The following is a 22,854-nucleotide window of genomic DNA, read 5'->3' as shown; positions in this document are numbered from 1 at the left end:
GTTTACGCTCCCTCCGCTTTCAACTCGATGATCAGGTCCCGAAGTTTCGCCGCTTGCTCGAACTGCAAGTCCTTGGCCGCTTGTTTCATCTCTTTTTCCAGGCGTTGAATCATCTTTGTTCGTTCTTTCTTCCCCATTTTTGCCATGTCCGGTGCCGCCTGATACGTTTCCGGCTCTTCCGCCACCTTGGTGGCCTCGATCACATCCCGCACCGCTTTTTTAATCGTGGCGGGCTCAATTCCGTGCTTTCGGTTGTGGGCGATTTGAATAGCGCGGCGGCGTTCCGTCTCCTCGATCGCCCGCTTCATAGAGTCGGTCATCCTGTCGGCATACATGATTACCTCGCCGTTGGCATTACGGGCCGCCCGGCCGATAGTCTGAATGAGGGATCGCTCCGCCCGTAAAAACCCTTCTTTGTCGGCATCCAAAATGGCCACCAGGGAAACTTCGGGCAAGTCCAATCCCTCCCGCAACAAGTTGATTCCTACCAAAACGTCAAATTCACCCAGACGAAGCTCCCGCAAAATTTGCATCCGCTGGATCGTTTTAATGTCCGAATGCAGATATTGCACCTTAATGCCGGCTTCTTTGAGGTAATCGGTCAGGTCCTCAGCCATCTTTTTGGTTAAGGTGGTGATCAAAACCCGCTCATCCCGCTGCAGCCGTTGATGGATTTCGCCGATGAGATCATCAATTTGCCCTTGAATGGGCCGAACATGAATACGGGGATCTACCAATCCGGTGGGCCGGATGATTTGTTCCACCACATCCGGTGCGTGTTCCAACTCATAGGGGCCGGGAGTAGCAGATACGAAAATAGCCTGGTTTACCCGCTCCTCGAATTCCTCGAAACGCAAGGGGCGGTTGTCCAGTGCGGAGGGAAGACGGAACCCGTGATCCACCAGCATTTCCTTACGGGAGCGGTCTCCCTTGTACATCGCCCCAATCTGCGGCACGGTTACATGGGACTCATCAATGATGATCAAAAAATCGTCAGGGAAGTAGTCCAGCAGGGTATAGGGAGCCTCTCCCGCCTTTTTTCCAACCAAGTGGCGGGAATAGTTCTCAATCCCAGAACAAAAACCCACCTCCCGCATCATCTCCATGTCGTAGCGGGTCCGCTGTTCCAGACGCTGTGCTTCCAAGAGTTTGCCAGCATCCTGGAACATTTTCAGCTTCTCTTCCAGTTCTGCCTCAATCTGTTTTAACGCCCGCTGCATTACCGCTTCCCGCGTCACATAATGAGAAGCCGGAAAAATGGCAATATGCTCTCGGTCTCCGACGACCTCACCGGTCAGTACATCAATCTCCCGGATCCGTTCAATCTCATCCCCGAAAAACTCCACCCGAACCGCTTGTTCACCTCGGGAAACCGGGAAAATTTCGATGACGTCCCCCCGGACCCGAAACGTTCCTCGAACAAAGTTCATATCGTTGCGCTCATACTGGATATCCACCAAATCGCGCAACACGGCGTTCCGGTCCCGTTCCATCCCAACACGCAGAGGCACGACCTGCTCCCGGTACTCTTCCGGGGAACCCAAGCCGTAAATACAGGAAACACTGGCGACGATAATCACGTCATTCCGTTCAAACAGCGCACTGGTGGCGGAGTGGCGGAGCTTATCGATTTCATCGTTGATCGACGAGTCTTTTTCAATATAGGTATCGGTCTGCGGCACGTACGCCTCAGGCTGGTAATAATCGTAGTAACTGACGAAATACTCAACCGCATTTTCCGGAAATAATTCTTTTAGTTCCCCACACAATTGGGCAGCCAAAGTTTTGTTGGGTGCGATCACCAGCGTCGGCTTCTCCACCCGGGCGATGGTATGTGCGATGGTGAAGGTTTTCCCCGTTCCCGTCGCCCCCAGGAGAGTCTGGTGCTTTTTGCCCGACAGGACTCCGGTGGTCAATGCTTCAATCGCACCGGGCTGATCGCCACTCGGCTCGTATTCCGACACCATGCGAAAAGTCTTTGATATCATGTCCATCACCTCGATCTGTCATCTATCCCATTATACCACAAACGGGCACCATAATAGGAACATTCGTTCTGAAAGTCATCCCGTTTATCCTTTTATATAAAAAACGCCCCAGAGGGGCGTTCTATTGATTAAACAGTCGAGTCTGACCACCGATCTTCCTCTCCGTACCACTTTCCGAGAGATTCCTTTTTTTAACAAAATGATTCTCCTGTCACAAGGTCGGATCTACCGACGGCATCGCAGGATTTTCCTTTTTCGCCGCCTTTTGTGCCGCAAAGTCGGATTCCGGCGCAGGAACGATTCCCAAGAGCGGTGGATCTCCCTCATATACCGGGCATTGGGCCAATTTGGCCTCTCCTTGTTCATCCTTCAATTCCAATTTTGCGAAAGCGGCAGATCGGCGAATGGCCGCCTTCAGTTCCGGACCGCTGCGAGTTGGTTGGCCATTAACCCGGAGCAAAACGTCACCAGGTTTTAATCCCATGGAATCCGCCGGGGTACCGGGCAGCACCACCCAGATCTTGACCCCATCGGGAACCGCCCCGTAAAGGGGAAACCGCTTTTTCTCCCGATGTCGTCCCAGCAAGTAGAGAGCTTCATGACCGATGACGGAGAAAGCGGCGGTCAACCACAAAAGCGGCTCCCACCACCGAGCGGTAACCACCAAAGACAGCAGAATCAAAGCAAATAACAGGATCAGGGACGAGGATCGGCGTTTTTGCTGCTCTGGCGGTCGCGATAGATTGATACGGGCAAACCCTGTCAGAACAGGCAAGGGGATCACACCGACAGGGGAAGGAATAAACAAAGGTAGCGGCCATACTTTCTGGAGACGGTAACCACCCAAAATCTCGTTGTGGGGATCCTTCGCTGTAACCGGCGTACCGCCCTGTTGGCCATCCACCCGCACCAACCACCATTCCGCCAAATGAAGCGCGACCACTACCGCCATCCAATCGGAAACGGAGAAATGATACAACGCGTTCCACACGACGCCGCCCGCCCCGGCAGGAACCGGTTCACCCATCGATTGCCAGGTGAGGCTGACCAATGATAACAAACCGGCACTGTAAGCAAAACAGGCGAACCGCAGCCGAATGCAACATAAAAACAAGGCGACTCCCCACACCCAAAATAATTCGTTCCATTGGATCGACAACGGCAACGTCAACAACAAAGGAGTTAACAACCATCCCGCCGCAATTCCCCATGCCAGACTCTGCAAAAAAAGCGGGGTAGGCGGGTTTAGTTTTCCTCCGTATCGCTGCTCCTCTTGCAAGCTTTTCCAAGCAAATTGCCAAGCGGCCAACAAGATGGCCGCCAACCACAAGGGGTGAACCAACATCTGCGTCCAGGTGTCCATCCATTCCCCCCAGAAGGCAGGTGTTATTTCCATCGATATCCCCCCTTCTCTATAAACCCTCTCGAAATCTGCCGAATATACTCTCCAAGAAGTTCCACATCATAAAGGCGCTTTCCTCCCGGAAGTAAGAAACGAAAAAAGAGCCCGAAGGACCCGGGCCCGTCATGTTACTTTATCTCTTTTTTCAGTGTTTCGATCCCGACCCGCAATTGCAGGTCGTTATCCGGCTCTCTCATCATTTCAATAAACGCTTCCTGCAATTGCAGCGCCGTTTTTTCATCCACTTCCCCGGTGACATCGAGGTTTTCCGTCTTCTGGAATGCCTTCACCGCCGTTTCCGTCTGTTCGCTGAAGTAACCATCCGTACGGTCGGGGCGAAAGCCCAGGCTCTCTAACACCAGTTGCAGGTTGCGCACTTGCGAATCGGACATGTCCCGCTTCAATGGCTTATCCGGCTGGGGAGGCGTCGCTTGATAGTATTCCGGCATTTCCACTTCCACATCAGGCTGAACCCCTTCTTTGTTGATCCAATTGCCGTCGGGAGTGAGCCACTTGGCCATGGTCAGTTTGATGTTGCTGCCGTCATCAAAATCCTTGGCTGTCTGGACGGTTCCCTTGCCGAAAGTGGTTTGACCCACCACTTTATACCCACCGGCTTCCTGCAAGGCACCCGCCAGAATTTCAGAAGCGCTGGCGGAACCCTTGTCTGTCAAAACCACAATGGGATATTCTTTCTTTCCCTTTAATTTAGACTGATACTTCACCCGGTTTCCGGATTTATCTTCCGTCATCATGATCACTTTTTCGTCCGGCACCAATTGTTCCCCGATCTCCAGAACTGCCGGCAGAAGACCGCCTGGATTGCCCCGGACATCGATCACCAGCCCTTTCATCCCCTTCTCCTCCAATTCCTTCAGTTGCTTGGTGAATTCCTTGGAGGTATCTTCGGAAAACTGAGAGATGTCGATGCGACCGATCCCCCCGTCCATCCAATCCGACCGGACTGTCTCGATGGGGATTTCATCTCGGACCACCGTAATCTTCAGGATTTCGCTCTGACCCGGTCGCACTACTTCCAACTTGGCCTTGGATCCTTTGGGACCCTTGATTTTTTCCACGGCTTCGTTCAGATCCAGACCTTCCAAGCTTTCGCCATTCACCTTGTGGATCTGATCTTCCGGTCTCAGACCCGCTTTTTCGGCTGGTGAATCCTTAAACGGAGAAACAATGGTTACCCGACCGTTCTTCATGGTTACTTCAGCCCCTATCCCCTGAAAGGAGGATTCCAGGGATGAATGGAACTGCTTCGCCATGTTTTTATCCATATAAGCGGAATAAGGATCGTCCAACGAATCCACCATCCCGCGGATGGCTCCGTCGATCAGTTGCTGCTCCTTTACTTCGCCGATGTATTGGGATTGAATCAATCCATAGGCTTCTCTCAGCTTGTCGATATGCCGATCCAACCCTTGGGTGTCTTGACCGGCTGGAGAGCCTGTCACTTGCGAAAGCAAACCACCGCCACCCAACACCGTCGCCGTCGCCAGACTGCTGAAGAGGACGGCACACACCAGTAACAGGGCCACGGTACGTCCACGCATATACATCCAAACACCACCCTTTGCCCTCTCTCGAGCGGTCCACCAAAAAAGGGAGACCCCGATGTGCTGGACCGGTTGACGCCCCCTGTGACAATGGAAAACCCTCGGGATTTATCCAAGTATATGACAGGCATTCGAAAGTTATTATCAGCTACACTCTAGCAAATTTCCCCGTTCCGTACAAGAAGGGGTACCACCCCTTCAGGTAACTTCGACCTGTTTTTCTTGGCCTCCACGTAAACACGATCGATAGGGGTAGAACGGACACTAGCTCCATCCGCTTTGGACAAAGAAACCCGGGATGCCTGTGAAAGGCCACCCGGGATGGGCATCCATCATTTCAGGTAGTTAATCGGATTTTTCAGCTCACCATTTTCACGGACTTCAAAGTGATTGTGGGGCCCAGTGGAAAAACCGTAGCTGCCCACACGGGCGATCGTCTCTCCTCGTTCCACCCAGTCCCCCTTGTTTACCATCACCTGGTTGGGGTACATATGGGCATAAAGGGTCGTCAAACCGCTACCATGATCCAAAAGGATAATCCAACCGTATCCCGCAGCCGGTTTACTCTCCATTACCACACCATCGGCGGCAGCATAGATGGGATCACCCATCTTGGCGCGAATATCCATGCCGGTATGGAGTTTATACACCTTGGTTACCGGATGTGTCCGATACCCGAAAGAAGACGTGATCTCGCGATTGTCCCCCGGCCAACTGAGAGGACCACCCTCGTATTTGAAATCCCCGTTTTTGGCGGCCAACAAGTTGATCTGTCGCACTTCGGATTCCTTAATCTGCTCTTTCTCTTCGATCTGGGCCAGTTGGGTCCGGTTTTTTTGGCGAAGCGCCATCATCTCTTCAAAGGCTTCTTCCGCCTCTTCCACTTTTTTCTTTTTCTCCCGTTCCAACTGGGCCAATGCCCGTTTATGTTTCAATTCCGCTTTTTTCTGATTGGCCACTTCGTCCACCAGGTGTCGATCTTGCTTGACCAACAGGCGCAACGTCTCGAAACGGGCCAGGAATTCTCCCAATGAGCGAGATTCAAAGAGAGAGGTCATATGACCCATCTCCCCCTGCTGATACAAACTCCGGACGCGATCACGGAAACTGGCATCTTTTTCGTCCAATTTTTCCTGGATCACAATCAGGCGATCCTCCGTTTTTTCAATCTCCTGATTGGCTTCGTCAATTTCGTTCGCCAGCTCGTCCATTTTTTGCTCGTATTGATCCAGCTTCTCGGCAATCTCCTTCAATTCGCCTTTCAAATCGTCCTTTTCCCCACGAATCTCCTCTAACTCATCCCTGGCTTTTTCCGCATCATTCTCTGCCTGAGCCTTCCCAAAAGGGAAGAGACCCATGCTCAGACAGAGAACCATGGTTCCGACAAGCATTCGCCACTTCATCCGCTCCACTCCTCATCCACGACAACAACCAAATCCACTACTGTTTGAAATACGGCATCGGATCGGTATGGTTTCCATTTTTCAGTACCTCAAAGTGCAAATGCGGTCCGGTCGACCAGCCATTGTTCCCCACCTCGGCGATCACTTGCCCTTTGGACACTTCCTGCCCCGCGCTCACTTTTGCCCCTTGGGCATACATATGAGCGTACAGGGTAGACAGTCCTCCACCATGATCGATGATAATGATGTATCCATAGCCGGATGCCGGTCGGGAATCGATCACTTTGCCGGAAGCCGCAGCAAGGATGGGTGTTCCCAGAGGAGCCCCCAGATCAATGCCGGTATGCATGCGGTTCTCCTTGCGTACGGGATGGTAACGCATACCGTAGGGCGAAGTCAACGGTGCTCCTTTTACCGGCCATAGGAACTTACCACCCTCGTATTTGCCGGAAGAGGGGTCGGTCCGTTGCCGCTCCTGTTGCCGTTTTCGAACGAGGTCCCGGACTTTCTTTCTCTCTTCCTCGTTTACCTCTTCCAGGTTTTCCTGTTCTTTGGAGAGCTTGGAGAGGTCTTTTTCGTATTTTTTGTACTCCGCTGTCAAATCGTCATGCAGCTTTTGCGCCTGCTCACTCTTCTCTTTTCGCTTGGCCAAAAGCTCTTCCATATTTTCTCTTTCTTCCGCCAACTCCTTGCGGTCTCGTTCATATCCTGCAATCAGCGTTTGATCCCGCTTGGCCACCTGTCTGACGAATTCGAGGCGGGAAAGGAATTCATCGATGGAACCGGCATCCACCAACGTCTGAAAATAGAACATCTCTCCCTGTTGATAGATCGACCGAACCCGTTCTTTAAACAGCCTCTGCTGCTCTTCCAGCTGTTTTTCTTTCTCCTCCAACTTTTTCTCGCTCTTTTTGAGCGCTTGTTCGGTTTGGTAAACCTCATGGTTCAGTTGGTTAAGTTCCTTTTTCCGGTCATTCAGTTCCGCAAATGTGGATTGAAGATCCTTCTCCGTCTCGTTTCTCTCTTTTTCAATCCGTTGAATCTCCTTGTCCCGCTCTTTGATGGCATCTTTTTTCTCGTCGATCTCGTCAGCCGACACCGGACCGGGCGCCAGGAGGGTCACCGTCAACGTCAGCGCCGTAAGCCCCGCAAGCCACTTTCGTTTCACGCCATCTCCTCCTGTCAGAGTTGTACCATTGGGAATTTAAACCTTTAAGAACCGGCGGATGGAAATCATACTTCCCCATACCCCGATAATCACACCGAGCAGGATGGTCACGCCTGCGACCCACATGGAAATGGACGACATCGGGAGTAATTTGAAGAAACCATAGGCGCTATCTGCATCCAAAACCCGGATGATCCCGCTGTAAACAGCCAACACAACCGCCACTGGAATGATAGAGCCTAGGATTCCAATTAATCCGCCTTCAAAGAAGAAGGGCCATCGAATAAACCAGTTGCTGGCACCTACCAAGCGCATAACTTCAATTTCCCGACGGCGTGCAAAAATAGTGAGTTTAATCGTATTGGAGATCAAAAAGGCGGCCAAAACGGCGAGGCCCAAACCAAACAACAGCACCACATTGCGGACCAAAGAGGACAGATCGAGCAATCGGTCGGTAACACCTTCCCCAGCATCTGCATCATCTACAAAATTGAATTTTTTTATTTTCTCCTTCAACTCCGGTGTTTTCTGGGGATCGACTGCTTTGATTACCAGCGTATCCGGCAACGGGTTGTCTTTTTCCAAACCGTCCAAATACTCGCTGTCATCCCCCCATTGCTCTTTCATCATTTTGAGTCCATCTTCTTTTGAGACGAACTCCACATCCGCGACCATGGGATCTTTTTGGATCTGCTCTTTCAACTGATCGATATTGTCGGCGGAGGCTGTTGCGCTGAGCGAAGCACGAACAGACACCTGCTTGTCCAGTTCACCCGCCATAAAACTGATGTTGAATGCGAACACGAGGAAAAATCCGAAAATAAGCAAGGTCACTCCGCTAGCGCTGACAGCTGCAAATGTCATCCATCCGTTGCGAATAATGCTTTTAAACGCTTCACGAATGTGTCGAAACATCGTGTCAATCTTCATAACCGTATTCCCCCTGCTGCTCGTCGCGGACAATAATCCCTTGTTCCACTGCAATCACGCGCTTGCGCATGGTGTTTACAATCTCTTTGTTGTGAGTCGCCATCACCACGGTGGTTCCGCGGGTGTTGATCTCCTCCAGCAAGTACATGATGTCCCAGGAGTTTTCCGGATCCAAGTTCCCGGTGGGCTCATCAGCAATGATGAAGTTGGGGTTGTTCACCATTGCCCGGGCGATGGAAACACGCTGCTGCTCCCCCCCGGACAACTGGGAAGGCAGGGCGTTCATGCGGTCATACAGCCCCACCAACTCCAGCATTTCCTGCACCCGGCGCCGGATTTTGCGACGGGGGGCTTCCACCGCTTCCATCGCAAATGCGACATTTTCATAAGCGGTCATATTGGGCAGCAATTTATAATCCTGAAATACAACGCCAATGTTGCGACGAAGATACGGAATTTTCCAATCCCGAACCCGCTTGATGTTGACACCATTGATCAAGATCACACCGTGGGTCGGCTTTTCTTCCCGATACATCAATTTGATAAAGGTACTTTTCCCGGCACCGCTGGGCCCCACTACATAGACAAATTCACCCTGGTCGATTTTGACATTGATCCCGTTCAGGGCTTTAACCCCGTTGCCGTAAACTTTGTACACATCATGCATTTCAATCACGCTATCACCCTCATATGCAATTGGGTAGCCACCCTTATGATTATAACTGTCAAAACACTGTCGACCCGGAACAGATGGAAGGAAAAATAAGGTATACATAAGTGTAAATCACAATCTATTATATCACGCTTCTGGTATTTTCCCAGAGGAGGCGCGGGTAAATGTCATAGATTAGACAGATCAAACCCTGCCAGTCCTCTTGACGGGCAGGGTTCCGATGTTAACAGTGAATCAACCGATCGACATCGGACCCGAATTATTAAACGGTGTCCAACCATGCCAAGGTTTCATCCAACTGTTCCTTTTTTTGTTTTAGTGCTGACAAAACCCGATTCCGGGCGGTCCCACCCCGTACATCCCGGGCGTCAGCCACTGCCTCCACATGGATGCGTTGATGGATATCCGCCTCAAACGCCGGGTGAAATTTCCGATAGGCATCCAGTGAAAGGCCGGAAAGGGTTTCTCCCTCCTGAATGCAATGAAGAACGAGACGGCCCACGACCGCATGAGCCTCGCGGAAGGGAACGCCCTTGGCTGCCAAATAATCCGCCACATCAGTGGCAGCGGCAAACCCTTCTTCCGCGTGTTGCCGCATCCGATCCGTTTTCACGTTCATCCCTTCTAACATGGGCGCGGTCAACGCCAAGGCACCGGACAGGGTGGCTACCGTATCAAACACCCCTTCCTTGTCCTCCTGCATGTCTTTGTTGTAGGTGAGCGGCAGCGCCTTCAGCGTCGTCAGCAACGCTACCCAATGCCCCATCACCCGCCCTGTCTTACCCCGAATCAGCTCTGGAACATCGGGATTTTTTTTCTGCGGCATCATGCTGCTTCCGGTACAAAAGGCGTCATCCAGCTCCACATAGCCGAACTCTTCACTGGACCAGAGGATCAGTTCTTCCGACAGCCGTGACAGGTGAACCATCACCAGCGAAGCGTTGGCCAAAAACTCCACCAGATAATCCCGATCGCTCACCGCGTCCATGCTGTTTTCGTACAATCGGTCAAATTCCAGTTCCGCCGCCACCTGTTCCCGATCGATCGGAAAGGGAGTGCCGGCGATCGCCCCCGCACCGAGCGGCATCATGTTTACCCGCTTGTAGCTGTCCATAAACCGTTCCACATCACGCCCAAACATCTCCGCATAAGCCAACAGGTGGTGTGCCAGCCGAACCGGTTGAGCCCGCTGTAGATGTGTATATCCGGGCAACAACGTATCCACATGGGCTTCGGCCTGCATCACGAGTGCTTTTTGAACCGCTAACAGACCCTGGATCATTTCCAAGGTACGGGCACGGACATACAGATGCATATCCAGTGCCACTTGATCATTACGGCTCCTCCCCGTGTGCAGCTTTCCACCCACAGGGCCCACCTCTTCGATCAACAGCTGTTCAATATTCATATGGATATCTTCCAGAGAGACGGAAAACTCCACCTCCCCGGCCCGAACCCGGTCCCGGATCGTTGTCAGTCCATTGGATATGATTTCCATTTCGTCCGGCGAAAGGATCCCGCTTGCCCCCAACATTTTCACATGGGCGAGGCTGCCTCGGATATCTTCTTCCACCAGGAGTTGGTCAAAGCCGATCGAGGCTGTGTATTCTTCAACCAGTTGGTTGGTTGGCTTGGTGAAGCGCCCGCCCCAAAGTTTCATCGAAATCGGAATCCTCCTTTTTCGGATTGACCTTGCCTTCTACTTCCGTCGGCAATCCCCACAACCGGATAAAACCGACAGCCGCTTGATGGTCAAACGTATCATCCTGAGAGTAAGTAGCCAGCTCTTCACTGTAAAGGGAATGGGCCGACTGGCGTCCTGTTACCGTCGCCTGCCCTTTATGAAGACGAACCCGTACCGTACCGGTTACCGTTTCCTGTGTCTGGTCGACAAAAGCATCCAAGGCCTGTTTCAAAGGAGAAAACCACAGCCCGTCATAGACCAGCTCCGCCCACTGTTTCTCCACTTGCGGCTTGAACCGGGTCACCTCCCGGGTGTGTGTCAAATACTCCAGCTCCCGGTGTGCCGCAATCAGGGTGACAGCCGCTGGGCACTCATACACTTCCCGTGATTTAATCCCCACCAACCGGTTCTCCACGTGGTCGATCCGGCCCACGCCGTGCAGGCCCGCCACCTGGTTCAGATGGGACAACAGGATGTGAAAAGGAAGCCGCTCCCCATCCAATGCCACCGGAACCCCTTTTTCAAACGTAATCTGTACATCCTGCGGTTCATCCGGCGTCTCATTGACAGGCTGGGTCCATTCATACGCCCCAGACGGCGGCTGTGCCCAAGGATCTTCCAAAACCCCGCACTCACAGCTCCGCCCCCACAGGTTTTGGTCAATGCTGTATGGATTATCCAAGTCCACCGGAACCGGAATCCCATGGTTCTGGGCATACGCGATCTCCTCATCCCGGGACATCGCCCACTCTCTCACCGGAGCCACGACCGAGAGGTCCGGGTTGAGCGCTTTTACCGCCAGTTCAAAACGGACTTGATCATTTCCTTTACCTGTACATCCGTGGGCGACTGCCACCGCCCCTTCTTCCTCCGCCACCTTGACGAGCACCTGGGAGATCAGGGGACGGGATAACGCCGACACCAGCGGATATTTCCCCTCATACATCGCATTGGCTTTCAGTGCCGGCAGCAGAAAGTGTTCCGCAAACCAGGCGCGGGTATCCACCACCAGGGACTTCACCGCTCCCACATCCAGCGCTTTCTGCTTGACGAAGTCGAGGTCTTTTCCTTCGCCCACATCCAGGGCCACCGCCACCACCTCGTAGCCGTAGGTTTCCTTCAGCCACTGGATGGCCACGGAGGTGTCCAAACCACCGGAATAAGCCAGCACCACTTTCCCCTTACCCATGTTGACCGCTCCTTTATAAAAATTCATCGTTTCGTATCATTATACATACGGCTGTATAAAAAATCTACCCCTGAAGTGGAAAAAAGGGTTGCTGTAAGTTCCCTTTCATTCCGATCTCCATTCGAAGGAAAGAATTCAAAGGAAAAAGGCCCCCGGTTCGCGAAGGGGGGTAAGGAAAGCAATATGAAATGGAGGGATTGGATGCCGAAACCGCGTTATTTGACCGACATCCGTAAGATCGAGGCGATTCCGCCGGAGCAACGAGAAAAAATGACCCAAATCACGGACAAGTTCGTCTTTCGGGTCAACGACTACTATCTCTCCTTGATCGATTGGGACCATCCAGAGGATGACCCCATTTATCAGTTGATTATCCCCAATGATGCAGAACTGGATGAATACGGCCGATGGGACGCTTCCGATGAACATCTCAATTATGCCGCCCCCAACGTCCAGCACAAATATGGAACCACTGCTCTCCTGATGGTATCGGAAGTGTGCGGGGCTTATTGCCGCTTCTGTTTCCGTAAACGACTCTTCCGCAACGATGTGAAGGAAACCTCGATGGAAGTGGGACCCGGTGTGGAGTACATCTCCCAACATCCAGAAATCAACAACGTCCTTCTCACTGGCGGCGACTCCCTCATCCTGGCCACCAACAAAATCCGCAACATCTTAAAGATGCTGCGGGAAGTCCCCCATGTAAAGATCATTCGCTTCGGAACCAAACTTCCCGCCTTTAACCCGATGCGGATCTATGAGGACGAAGAACTCCTGCATGTATTGTCTGAGTACTCCCGCCCCGATGCCCGTATCCATGTCATGGCCCACTTCAACCATCCACGGGAGTTGACCGACCATGCCTATCGGGCCATCGACGCCCTGCAGCGGGCCGGTGTGATTGTGGTCAATCAAACACCCGTGTTGAAAGGAATCAATGATGATCCCGAAGTATTGGGTGAATTGTTGGACAAGCTCTCCTGGTCCGGAGTCACTCCCTACTATTTTTTCCAAAACCGCCCGGTAGCCGGCAATGCCAGCTTCGTACTTACCTTCGAAGAGGCATACCATGCTATTGAAGCCGCCAAAGCCCGTACATCGGGCCTCGGCAAACGCGTCCGCTACGCCATGAGTCACGCCTCCGGCAAAATTGAAATCCTGGCAGTGGAAAACGGCAAGATCTACTTAAAGTACCACCAAGCCCGCCATCCTGATTGGTACGGCCGATTTATGGTGTTGGACTGTCCCCCGGAAGCAGCCTGGTTCGATGACCTTCCGGGTGCGGATGCGATATTGCAGAAGCAGCAGAAAGAAGAAGTGACGGTTTAGTCCGAAAATCGGACCGAAAACACGACCCGGACACGGATGCAAGCAAAACCGGAACCCACGAAGGTTCCGGTTTTTTTGTCACGCTGTAATCGATACAACCATAGAATCGCAACAGATTTCGGGAGAATCCGATCCTTATAAATCCCGGGTGCTTACCGCTCGAACCGCCATCCACAAGGCTACCACCCCATAAAGGCACGCATAAACAATCATCGCATTGCTCGGAACAGAAACACTGCCGAAAACCCCCTGTGTGGCAAGGGAAAGCGGATTATCTGCAGAGTCAAACAGAGCGATCGTCATTTTGCGAAACAACGAATCCGCCGGGAAGACCAAGCTGATCATAATCCCGATGTTGATCATCATTTGTTCCTTGATCATCGCGCCGAATTGCTCGATAAATCCGCCAATCATACTGATCACATACAGCATCACCATCGTGATTCCGCTGTTCAACGTTGTAAAGCGGGCACTGAAAAACAGGGAAGCCGCCACCAAAATCACCGGCTGCAACAGGAACAACCCCCACGCCTGTACCAACTGTACCAGAGTTACATCCGCCTTCAAATTTCCCCCGATGGATTGATTGATGATGGTGACTCCCACAAATAATAAAGTGGTATATAGGATGAGCAGTCCGCTCAGCCCCACAAACCGTCCCCATACAAAAGAATGACGGGAAAGAGGGCGGCTCAACAGAGGGTCGATCTGGCGGCTTTCGATTTCTTTGGATATACTTCCAATACTGCTGAATATCGCTAACAAGGAAATAATGAAGGCCGCAAAATAAAGCCCCATCCCCAAAAACTGAGTGGATAAAAATCCACGGGCCAAAACGTCCAACGAATTATCGACTACCTTCCCCCCGGCATAATACGTTCCCAATGCATAAAAAAACAGATAAGCCAAAGACATGAGAAGAATCACTAAAAAAATGCGCTTATATACGATTTCCCTGGCAGTCAGTTTAGCAATGGTCCACATGTGCCGCGTTCTCCTTCCGATTCACCCAGTACATAAACAATTCCTCCAAGCTCTGCTGTCTCGGTGTCACTTGGTATACCTTCATCCCACGATCGGTCAAAGCCGAGACCAAAGCGGGAATTTGCTTCTCCTCGGACAATGTCAACAGCCAGGTGCTTCTGTCCTCTCCTTGATCGATCTGCTCCCATTTCATGCCCCACCCGGAAAACGACTCCCACCCATAATCGTCCATATCGGAGACGGTGACTTCCACTTGGGGTTCAACGGCTGACAGTTGGCGCCAATCCCCTTGAACGACCAAGTGTCCATGATTGATGATCGCCACATGGTTGCAGACCGTTTCCGCTTCACTGAGCAAATGACTGTTTAAGAAGACCGTCTTCCCCTGCTCTCTCCATTCGCGGATCATGTCGCGCACTTCTTTCCGACCGATCGGATCCAACGCCGATGTGGGTTCGTCGAGGAAAATGACTTCCGGATCGGAGATCAGGGCAGTTGCAATCCCAATTCGCTGCTGCATCCCCTTGGAGTACCCGCGGATTTTGTCCTCTCCCCGCTGATGCAGGCCCACCTTCTCCAATAAATCGGAAATCTTTTTCTTTCTTCCGACACGGGGTACCTCAGACAAATCGGCATGCAGATCCAGCAGCTGTCTGCCTGTCATCCAATCCGGGTAGCGGAATAGTTCCGGCAAATAGCCCACTTTCTTCCGTGAAGCGATGGATGGAACCGGATGACCCAGTAGGGACGCCGTTCCGCTGTTTGGATGGATCAGTCCCAACAGCGTGCGTACAAACGTGCTTTTTCCTGCGCCATTCGGCCCTAAGAAGCCGAATACCACTCCACGGGGCACTTGCAAGGTAATCTCACGGCATCCCTTGTTTCCCTCATACAATTTGGTCAGGCGGTTTGTTTCGATCACATACTCCATTTTTCGTTTTCCCCTCCCGAAACCACGAAGCAGAGCCACTTCGTAAGGCGTATCTGAACCATCCGTTCGGCGAAAAGCCCGGGTCGTGTAGCCGTCTTCGTTCCGTTGCAAAAAGCGCAAAGGCAAATCAAAGGCGACAGCGACCCTTCCTCACGGAGGAATTACCAGACTACCCTTATCGAAGTCACTCTGCTTGTTTCGTCCGTATTCAGTTCAATTTTTTGGCCAATTGAATCAATTCCTTACTGTTTACATCCTCGCCATAGATGGACAGGTTGTGGATTTTTCCGTCTTTCTGCCAAACCAAGGAGGCCCACCATTCCCCTTCTTGAATAACCCCTTTCGCTCCATTGATGGACACTTCGCGCACGTCTCCTTCGTCTTCAAATACGGGGACGGGCAGCGTTTGTTTCCAATCCTCGATGTCGAGAAGCTGGGTCTTAATGTTTTCCGGAATAAACGGGAGAGACAGGACCGCTTTCCGGATTTCGTCCACATCTTCCTCTTTTTCCACTTCGATCTGAGGAGTTTCCGCCACAGTGTATTCAATTTCGGAGGAGCTTTTCTCGTTTTTCAGGTTCATGAACACCGAACGGGGCATCTCGACGGCGAAGGTCTTGTTGTTCAATTTTTTATCCAGTTCGACGTCTGCCTCCAGCTGCTTTAACAATTTATTGATTTTTTCCGTATCCAATCGGAAATGGACCGTAAAGGGAGTTTCAACTGTTACCTCTCTTACAGCCTGGTAACCGTCCGGAACTTCCGGTAATGAATGTCCGGCTTTGACCGCCTTTTCGGGATTGTCAAAGTGATGAATCGACTCTTCTTCCTCCCCTTCTGTCCAAACCTTTCCCAATCCTTTTAAATCCAGCGATCCCGTTTCCTTATTTTCCAGAAAGTTGCTCATTTCTTCCAAATCGCCCTGTGTTAATTTGACAAATTCTACTTTGTCCATACGGAACACGGACAACAATTCACTGGCAGCCGCCTGAACTTGCGGAACCGTCAAACTGGCTGCCAGAATCCCTGCCGCAGCGATCCCGGAAATCCACCGCTTTTGTGTTTTTTTCATTTTTTTCCAACTCCATTTCATCGAATCTTCAGAGGGGGCCTCGGTCCGCCCATCCCGCTTGGAAAGGTTTTGAAATCGTTGCCAAGCCTGATCGCCATCGATCTCCAACGAACGATCCGGATCGGGCAGGCTTTCTGTTATCGCTACATGAACCCAATCTTCCATTTCTTTTGTTTCTTGAAGCAAAGCCTGACATTCGGGACATTGTTCGATATGCAAAGCCAGTTGTTTTCGCTCGCTCCGGGTCAGTTCCCCATCCAGATAAGCTTGCAGCCGTCCCTGATCATTGCAAATCACCCAGCATCCTCCCTTACACGTTGATAGAGCTTCCGGAACTTGTTTTTTGCTCGGGCTAAAAGGGTTCCAACAGATTCGGCCTTTATTTCCAACGCATGAGACAATTCCTGATAGCTGAAGCCCGAATATTTCATCAAGAGGAGATTACGTTCCCGTTCATTCATTTGGAGTAGGATGTGGCGAACGGAGACAATCTCCTCCTGCTCCAGCCACTTGGTTTCCGTAGAAGGAAGACAGTGGGATTGATTCCTGGTTTCTTTCTCCATTCGGTTTCGGTGCCGCTTCTCAGAACGTAGGTAATTATAAGCCGTATTCAGTGCCGTTCGGGTTAACCAAGCGGAAACCTTCTCAATCCGTGCGCGATCCGTATCATAAAAATGAAGAAAGACTTCCTGAGCGATATCCTCCGCAACCGATTGGGAGGGAATCACTCGCATCACTTGATGTACCACAAACGGATAATAGGTTTTAAACATGTACTCAAAATCATCAGCCTCCCGAGGTTCCTCTTGCAAGTAAGCCCACCCCCTCATGCTGAACCTCCTTTCAGCCTTTTCACTTTATAGACACCGCCGTCGGCGATTTTGTGACAGGGTCAGCCAAGATTCCCCGACCATTATAAACGAGAAAAGACGGGGAATAGCCCCGTCACTGGAATGGAAAAAGGTGAAAAAAATGATATCATTTGTCCTGTATTCATCAGGAAACCCATTCAGCATCAGCATACTCCATGGTTATAAAAGGGATCATCTTCATCCATCGAAAACGATTTACTTTACGTAATCTGTTCATTATATAGATACTTACATAAAGTTATTTAATGGCCGTCAGCCATCACAACGACTCGATCCAAAAGGAGTGTTCATGATGAAATGGGTTGTACGTATTGTTCAAGCATTACTTACGCTCGTTTTTCTGCTTGCAGGGGGAATGAAGCTATCCGGAAATCCGATGCAAGTGACGGCATTCACGGAAATTTACGGATACCCGGTTGTATTTATGTACGTGGTGGGTGTCATTGAAGTCCTAGCCGCTATTGGACTGTTCATCGGCTACTGGAAACCGAAAGTAAGTTTGTACTCCGCTGGGTTGCTGGCCTTGACGATGGCTGGAGCCGTACTCACCCACTTCCAAGCCGGGCAGGGGTTGGCCGAGTCCGTGGCAGCGTTGATCCTGTTGGCCCTTGCCCTTCTTGTCTTCTTCGGTTATCGCTCCTCGCTGCAAACAGGATCGTAAAAGAGTTGCCTGCAAAAAAACACCCACGATGCTTGAATCGTGGGTGTTCACGTGTTGCTTAAGGTACGGTTTAATAGCTGATCAGACTCGCCAATAACAAACCGGTGGAAATGCTGAGGAAAGCGGAGAAGATCCCGACGGAGACATTCCCCTTGGGGATCTCGGAGGTCACCCGAAACGGGGTCAACAACTCAAACAGGTAGAAGATCAGCACCTGGAACACGGCACCGACCGCACCCCAGATCATTAAATCGACCAAGCTGGCCGCATGGTAAATCGCTGAAGAGAGGACCAAGGTGAGACCCAGCAGCTTTCCTCCCAGAACATACGAGGCGGCTTTGGCGGCTGCCGCTTTTTGCGAATCGGCAGTTTCCGCCCCCTCCTTGATCAGTTGGGTTTCTTTATACGGGGTGGTAATCAGGAACAAAAAAATCCCCAGCACCACCAACGGGATACTCACGCCCAGGTACATCAGAAAATTTAATAGATAAGGCCACTGTTCCAGCATGAGAGGCTCCTTTCCATTTTCGATGCGAGTAAGAATTAATCGCTGATCGCGACGGGCAAAAAACGGGCCAAATTGCCTGTGATGGGACCATCCACCCGGCACAAAATTGCGGAGGCTTCTCCCCCTACTAAAAAGGAGCCCCACAACCGGTTTCCGATCCGCCGCCCCTCCAACGTCTCTACCTCCACCTGGTCTAGTTCCACCCGGCGCTGGTAAACCATTGGTTGATTCCAGTAGGCGGCTTCCTGATCGCGATGGGTGACCCAGCCGTCTGCATCACATAGAAGAACGGCTCCCCCTTCCCGTCCCAACACAGGCTTTACCACATGCGGCTCCCGTCCGAGAAAGCGGTTTTCCAAGTAGGTCGGCAATAGATATTGATGGATGAGACGATGTTCATCCGGGGTAAAAAATTGCCCCGTTTCATGCAGGCTCCAAATCAGGGCCTGCAGAGCCTTCGTCTGCCCGATCAACGCGCCGGGAGGATTGATCGTCGAAAGACGCCCCCGACGAATTAAATCCAGTACGTGCGCCCCTGTGGGATATCCATCCTCATCCGCTTCCTCCGCCAGAATCTCCAGGGCGTGAAGGCGATACCACAGGTCGATGGGCTTCCAATGACCCTCCACCCGGCTTCCCAAACGGTCCCCCTCCACCCGCAAATGCTCCAAAGGGACAAAACGGGCGTTTAATCCGGAACGTTTCATCAAGTAGCGGGTGGTGCCGGCATCTTCTTCGTGCCAGTCCAGGCTGCTAAAAACGATCGACCGGATCGGTCTGCCGTCTTCGCGGTAAACCTGGACCGCACGCTGAAACGCATCCCAAATCTGGCTGTCGGCCCCTTCGTTCGGGTCTGAACCCGCATTTAACGCCTCCACTACGCGCCCATTGACATAAAAAGCTTCTACGACACCGGTGGGAGTATCACCGTTAAACTCCAGCATCTTCCACCCTTCTGGAGTGCGGGCAAAGTCGAATCGGCCCACCACCGTCGGCAGCAGTGGATCGAGGGCGATGCGAACGGCAGGAATAGCAGCGGCAGGAATTCCTAACTCCCGCAACAACTCGTCATCCGCCTGTTGAACTACCGGAATGACCCGGGAGAAGACTCTCCCTAAGGCTTCCGTAGCCCGATCCAGTTCCTTCTTCCAGGCGGCCGGGATAGGCTGCACGGTCGCCAATGCGTATTCTTCACCGTAACATTCATCCCAAGTGAATATCCCTTCCTCTCGAAGGGAGTCGTAGATCCGTTTTCGCCGGATATCATACGGTTCCGTCACGGTGGATCACCCTCCGCTGAAAAACCCGCCGGATGAAGAACTTTTGCCGATGCCGCCCTTGGATCCGCCCTTGGTTCCCTTGGTGACTCCGGATTCCTTCTGGTAATACCGGTTGCCCCCGCTGTAATACGTGCCGCCCCCGGCACGGCCGGTGCCATCATCACAGTATCCGTCCTCATCATTGTCCACGCAATACACATCATCACAGTATCCGTCCTTGTTGCGATCGACACAGTTGGATTGTGATGGCTTGGCAGAAGAACATCCAGGAACGGCAACCAGTGCCGCCACCGCAAATAAGGCGACTACCTTTCCCGTTCGATTGAATCCTTCCCCTTCCATCCCTTGACGCTGTTCCATGGTACCGATCGATTCCCCCTTTTCGTAATCCAAAACCCCGATGCTCCTTTATTCCACCGACTGCACATACAACACATACACTTTTCGGTTTTCATCTACTTCTGCGGAGGTTTTTCGCCATTGGCGACCGCCGCGATACAAAATCTCACCCTGCAGGTAGAGGCGAAGCTCCGCCTGTGTCCGGCATTGAATGATCTCGATAACAGGGTAAAACTGTGCCTCCTCCGAAAACCGGCGGATTTCCAGACGAATCCCTTTCCACATCGGGTGTGGAATCCCTTCGGCGTCCCAGACCTGTTCGTCATCCGCCTGACGGACAAAGATAATGGGTCCTTTGTCACCAAAGGCAGTCGCGGTCTGCTCGTAGACCCGATCCTCCGTCACAAAGTAATCACAGACAAAACGAGTGGAGATTTCCTCTTCGTCGATCTCTTCATAGGTAAACAAAACAGGATGATCCCGGTCCGGTTCATCCAATCGATATTCCAGCGTAGCCACCCTGTCCCCCCTTCCCTGTGTTTAAAGTAGTCCGCCGCTTCAGCTTACCTCTCCATCCGTTTCTTTGTAAAGAGAATGTTTTCATTTTTCTTTTCAATAGAAAACAGGAGCACTTATAACATTTTGAAATGCAGGAATTACGAGTAGTTATATAGAATTTACATATTAATTAAACTTTATCCAACCGACTAACAAGCTATTATTATGAAACTTATACATGATGCATATCAATCTTATTTACATACCCGTTCGTTTGCAAAACATACTCATACCCCATCTGGTAACCGTAATCTGTTTATCGATATTAAAAAATATGAAGTGCCATTGGAATCTAAGAGAAATCAGGAGGTCGTTATGCTTCAAAGCCATCCACGCGACTTACTGGAAGTCGAGAACTTATCTGCCGGTTTTACGATTGATAACCAGTTTTACCATGCGATCCGCGATGTGTCATTGAAAGTGAAAAAACGAGAAGTCGTCGGGGTCGTCGGTGAATCGGGCTGTGGCAAAAGCGTGATGTCGCTCTCCATCATGAAGTTGTTACCAAAGGAAAATGCTTGCATAGTGTCGGGAGAGATCTACTTAAACGGTTTGGATTTGACAAAAAAAACAGACAAACAAATGGATGAGATTCGCGGTAAGAACATTTCCATGATTTTTCAAGAGCCGATGACCGCATTAAATCCCGTATTCTCCATCGGCTTTCAATTGACAGAAGTGCTGTTCAACCACTTAACCATCAGCAAGCGGGAAGCAAATGAACGGGCCGTCGCACTATTACAACAAGTAGGGATTTCCCGCCCAGACAAAGTTTTAAAGGAATATCCGCACCAGCTGTCAGGAGGAATGAGACAGCGGGTGATGATTGCGATGGCCATTGCGAATCACCCGCAGCTACTAATTGCCGATGAGCCGACAACGGCGCTGGATGTAACGATTCAAGCCCAAATCTTAGAGCTGTTGACCGAGATTCAGGATCAAAAAGAAATGGCGATTTTGCTGATCACACACGATCTTGGTGTGGTTGCGGAGCTATGCGACTACGTCCTTGTGATGTACGCCGGAGAAATCATTGAAAAGACAGATGTGGAACGCCTGTTTTACGCGCCAAAACACCCCTATACAGAAGCACTGCTCGGTTCGATTCCGAAACTGGAACAAACCAGGCACACACTCGATTCGATCCCAGGTGTCGTGCCGCCTCTCACAAAATTATCCGATATCGGCTGTCGTTTTGCCGATCGCTGTCCGAAAGCGACCACTGACTGTCAATGTGTAAAGCCTGAGCTCAAAGAGAATGAACCCGGTCATGACGTCAGATGTTTGCTTTATGATACCAGCTATCCCAACAAAACGAGGGTTAACACATGAGTGTAACAGAGAATAAGAAGCCCCTGCTTCAAGTGAAAAACTTGAAAAAATATTTTCCGATAAAAAAGGGCTTTCTACAGCGGACGATCGGCCATGTCAAAGCCGTGGATAATATCAGCCTCGATGTTTATAAAGGAGAAACCTTCGGTCTTGTCGGCGAATCCGGATGCGGTAAATCGACGACAGGACGCACAATCTTACGGCTTGACCGTCCGACGGAGGGCTCCATTCGTTTTGCCGGCCAAGACATCACCGATGTAAAGGGAAGCACCTTACGAAAAATCAGACAGGATCTTCAGATGGTGTTTCAGGACCCGTATGCTTCATTAAACCCCAAGATGATGGTCGGGAATATTTTAGCCGAACCGATTCTAAACTTTAACAAGCTGCCGAAAGAGAAAATAAAAGCCCAAGTGATGGATCTGCTCGTCAAGGTCGGTTTGACCTATGATGCCTACTACAAATACCCACATGAATTTTCCGGCGGCCAACGACAACGAATCGGGATTGCGCGAGCGCTGGCCCTCAAACCGAAACTTATCATCGCCGACGAACCGGTATCGGCACTGGATGTGTCCGTACAATCGCAAGTGTTAAATCTTTTAAAGCGCTTACAAGAAGAGTTTAAGCTGACGTTTATCTTCATCGCCCATGATTTAAGTGTCGTCAAGCATATGAGTGATCGAATCGGGGTGATGTATTTGGGTCAGATGATAGAAGTTGCACAGGGAGAGAGTTTGTACAGAGAACCCCTTCACCCTTATACACAAGCGTTATTATCCGCGATCCCGATTCCTGATCCGCGCAGTCGGAAAGAACGCATCGTGTTAAAAGGAGATGTCCCTAATCCTGCCAATCCTCCAACGGGATGTTCGTTTCATCCGAGGTGCCCACACGTGATGCCCGAATGCCGGGAGAAAAGGCCGGTTTTAAAGGAGGTGAGACCCAAGCATCAAGTCGCTTGTTTTCTGCATGGGTAATCATCA

21 protein-coding genes are annotated in these 22,854 nt (G+C 51.2%); 4 read left to right on the top strand and 17 right to left on the bottom strand.

Annotated elements, in window-relative coordinates:
* Nucleotides 1-2: 2 nt before the first annotated feature.
* The 9 genes from uvrB to JOE21_RS07730 form a co-directional block, all read right to left on the bottom strand.
* Nucleotides 3-1,988 (bottom strand): excinuclease ABC subunit UvrB, encoded by a 1,986-nt coding sequence (uvrB, locus tag JOE21_RS07770; protein ID WP_309864519.1) that lies wholly within the window; start codon nucleotides 1,986-1,988, stop codon nucleotides 3-5.
* A gap of 211 nt (nucleotides 1,989-2,199) precedes the next feature.
* Nucleotides 2,200-3,384 carry a PDZ domain-containing protein gene (locus JOE21_RS07765; RefSeq protein WP_309864516.1) on the bottom strand — a complete coding sequence of 395 codons (1,185 nt, stop codon included), beginning with the start codon at nucleotides 3,382-3,384 and terminating at the stop codon, nucleotides 2,200-2,202.
* A gap of 134 nt (nucleotides 3,385-3,518) precedes the next feature.
* Nucleotides 3,519-4,952, bottom strand: a complete 1,434-nt coding sequence (locus JOE21_RS07760) for a S41 family peptidase (protein WP_309864986.1) — start codon at nucleotides 4,950-4,952, stop codon at nucleotides 3,519-3,521.
* A gap of 335 nt (nucleotides 4,953-5,287) precedes the next feature.
* Nucleotides 5,288-6,358, bottom strand: coding sequence for a murein hydrolase activator EnvC family protein (locus tag JOE21_RS07755; RefSeq protein ID WP_309864513.1), 1,071 nt, complete (start codon nucleotides 6,356-6,358; stop codon nucleotides 5,288-5,290).
* Between the two features lie 37 nt (nucleotides 6,359-6,395).
* On the bottom strand, nucleotides 6,396-7,526 hold the full coding sequence (locus JOE21_RS07750; RefSeq protein ID WP_309864511.1) for a murein hydrolase activator EnvC family protein: 1,131 nt from the start codon (nucleotides 7,524-7,526) through the stop codon (nucleotides 6,396-6,398).
* Nucleotides 7,527-7,562: 36 nt separating this feature from the next.
* Nucleotides 7,563-8,456, bottom strand: coding sequence for a permease-like cell division protein FtsX (gene ftsX / locus JOE21_RS07745; protein WP_309864508.1), 894 nt, complete (start codon nucleotides 8,454-8,456; stop codon nucleotides 7,563-7,565).
* Nucleotides 8,446-9,132: a cell division ATP-binding protein FtsE gene (gene ftsE, locus JOE21_RS07740; RefSeq protein ID WP_309864505.1), complete on the bottom strand. Its 687-nt coding sequence runs from the start codon at nucleotides 9,130-9,132 to the stop codon at nucleotides 8,446-8,448. The genes ftsX and ftsE overlap by 11 nt, the downstream gene beginning before the upstream one ends.
* 259 nt (nucleotides 9,133-9,391) lie before the next feature.
* Entirely contained in the window at nucleotides 9,392-10,789 is a 1,398-nt protein-coding gene (gene argH, locus JOE21_RS07735) for an argininosuccinate lyase (protein ID WP_309864502.1), read from the bottom strand.
* Nucleotides 10,740-12,002 (bottom strand): argininosuccinate synthase, encoded by a 1,263-nt coding sequence (locus JOE21_RS07730; RefSeq protein ID WP_309864500.1) that lies wholly within the window; start codon nucleotides 12,000-12,002, stop codon nucleotides 10,740-10,742. Before JOE21_RS07730 ends, argH begins: the two co-directional genes overlap by 50 nt.
* 201 nt (nucleotides 12,003-12,203) lie before the next feature.
* On the opposite strand from JOE21_RS07730, the gene JOE21_RS07725 reads away from it, so the two are divergent.
* Nucleotides 12,204-13,331 carry a KamA family radical SAM protein gene (locus JOE21_RS07725; protein ID WP_309864498.1) on the top strand — a complete coding sequence of 376 codons (1,128 nt, stop codon included), beginning with the start codon at nucleotides 12,204-12,206 and terminating at the stop codon, nucleotides 13,329-13,331.
* A gap of 135 nt (nucleotides 13,332-13,466) precedes the next feature.
* Here the strand turns inward: JOE21_RS07725 and JOE21_RS07720 are convergent, their stop codons facing one another.
* From JOE21_RS07720 to JOE21_RS07705, 4 genes are all read right to left on the bottom strand, one after another.
* Entirely contained in the window at nucleotides 13,467-14,315 is an 849-nt protein-coding gene (locus JOE21_RS07720) for an ABC transporter permease (protein ID WP_309864495.1), read from the bottom strand.
* On the bottom strand, nucleotides 14,299-15,246 hold the full coding sequence (locus tag JOE21_RS07715) for an ABC transporter ATP-binding protein (protein ID WP_309864492.1): 948 nt from the start codon (nucleotides 15,244-15,246) through the stop codon (nucleotides 14,299-14,301). Before JOE21_RS07715 ends, JOE21_RS07720 begins: the two co-directional genes overlap by 17 nt.
* 208 nt (nucleotides 15,247-15,454) lie before the next feature.
* On the bottom strand, nucleotides 15,455-16,615 hold the full coding sequence (locus JOE21_RS07710; RefSeq protein WP_309864489.1) for an anti-sigma factor family protein: 1,161 nt from the start codon (nucleotides 16,613-16,615) through the stop codon (nucleotides 15,455-15,457).
* Complete coding sequence (locus JOE21_RS07705) at nucleotides 16,612-17,148, bottom strand: sigma-70 family RNA polymerase sigma factor (protein WP_309864486.1); 537 nt, start codon at nucleotides 17,146-17,148, stop codon at nucleotides 16,612-16,614. The genes JOE21_RS07710 and JOE21_RS07705 overlap by 4 nt, the downstream gene beginning before the upstream one ends.
* A gap of 334 nt (nucleotides 17,149-17,482) precedes the next feature.
* Here JOE21_RS07705 and JOE21_RS07700 point away from each other — a divergent pair, with 334 nt between their 5' ends.
* Nucleotides 17,483-17,851, top strand: a complete 369-nt coding sequence (locus JOE21_RS07700) for a DoxX family protein (RefSeq protein ID WP_309864483.1) — start codon at nucleotides 17,483-17,485, stop codon at nucleotides 17,849-17,851.
* 70 nt (nucleotides 17,852-17,921) lie between these two features.
* Here the strand turns inward: JOE21_RS07700 and JOE21_RS07695 are convergent, their stop codons facing one another.
* From JOE21_RS07695 to JOE21_RS07680, 4 genes are read right to left on the bottom strand one after another with little or no spacing between them, the layout of a single operon-like run.
* Nucleotides 17,922-18,359 (bottom strand): DUF350 domain-containing protein, encoded by a 438-nt coding sequence (locus JOE21_RS07695; RefSeq protein WP_309864479.1) that lies wholly within the window; start codon nucleotides 18,357-18,359, stop codon nucleotides 17,922-17,924.
* 35 nt (nucleotides 18,360-18,394) lie between these two features.
* Nucleotides 18,395-19,639, bottom strand: a complete 1,245-nt coding sequence (locus tag JOE21_RS07690; protein WP_309864477.1) for a glutathionylspermidine synthase family protein — start codon at nucleotides 19,637-19,639, stop codon at nucleotides 18,395-18,397.
* 6 nt (nucleotides 19,640-19,645) lie between these two features.
* Complete coding sequence (locus JOE21_RS07685; RefSeq protein ID WP_309864475.1) at nucleotides 19,646-20,032, bottom strand: hypothetical protein; 387 nt, start codon at nucleotides 20,030-20,032, stop codon at nucleotides 19,646-19,648.
* Nucleotides 20,033-20,047: 15 nt separating this feature from the next.
* The gene (locus JOE21_RS07680; protein ID WP_309864470.1) at nucleotides 20,048-20,497 is read right to left on the bottom strand and encodes a hypothetical protein; all 450 of its coding nucleotides are present in this window, start codon (nucleotides 20,495-20,497) and stop codon (nucleotides 20,048-20,050) included.
* 354 nt (nucleotides 20,498-20,851) lie between these two features.
* Here JOE21_RS07680 and JOE21_RS07675 point away from each other — a divergent pair, with 354 nt between their 5' ends.
* Together JOE21_RS07675 and JOE21_RS07670 are read left to right on the top strand one after the other, a co-directional pair.
* Nucleotides 20,852-21,868 carry an ABC transporter ATP-binding protein gene (locus tag JOE21_RS07675; RefSeq protein WP_309864467.1) on the top strand — a complete coding sequence of 339 codons (1,017 nt, stop codon included), beginning with the start codon at nucleotides 20,852-20,854 and terminating at the stop codon, nucleotides 21,866-21,868.
* Entirely contained in the window at nucleotides 21,865-22,848 is a 984-nt protein-coding gene (locus JOE21_RS07670) for an ABC transporter ATP-binding protein (protein WP_309864464.1), read from the top strand. The genes JOE21_RS07675 and JOE21_RS07670 overlap by 4 nt, the downstream gene beginning before the upstream one ends.
* Nucleotides 22,849-22,854 lie beyond the last annotated feature (6 nt).

The sequence above is a fragment of the Desmospora profundinema genome (assembly GCF_031454155.1).
GTDB lineage: Bacteria > Bacillota > Bacilli > Thermoactinomycetales > DSM-45169 > Desmospora > Desmospora profundinema.
This window is presented reverse-complemented; position numbering and strand designations above follow the sequence as displayed.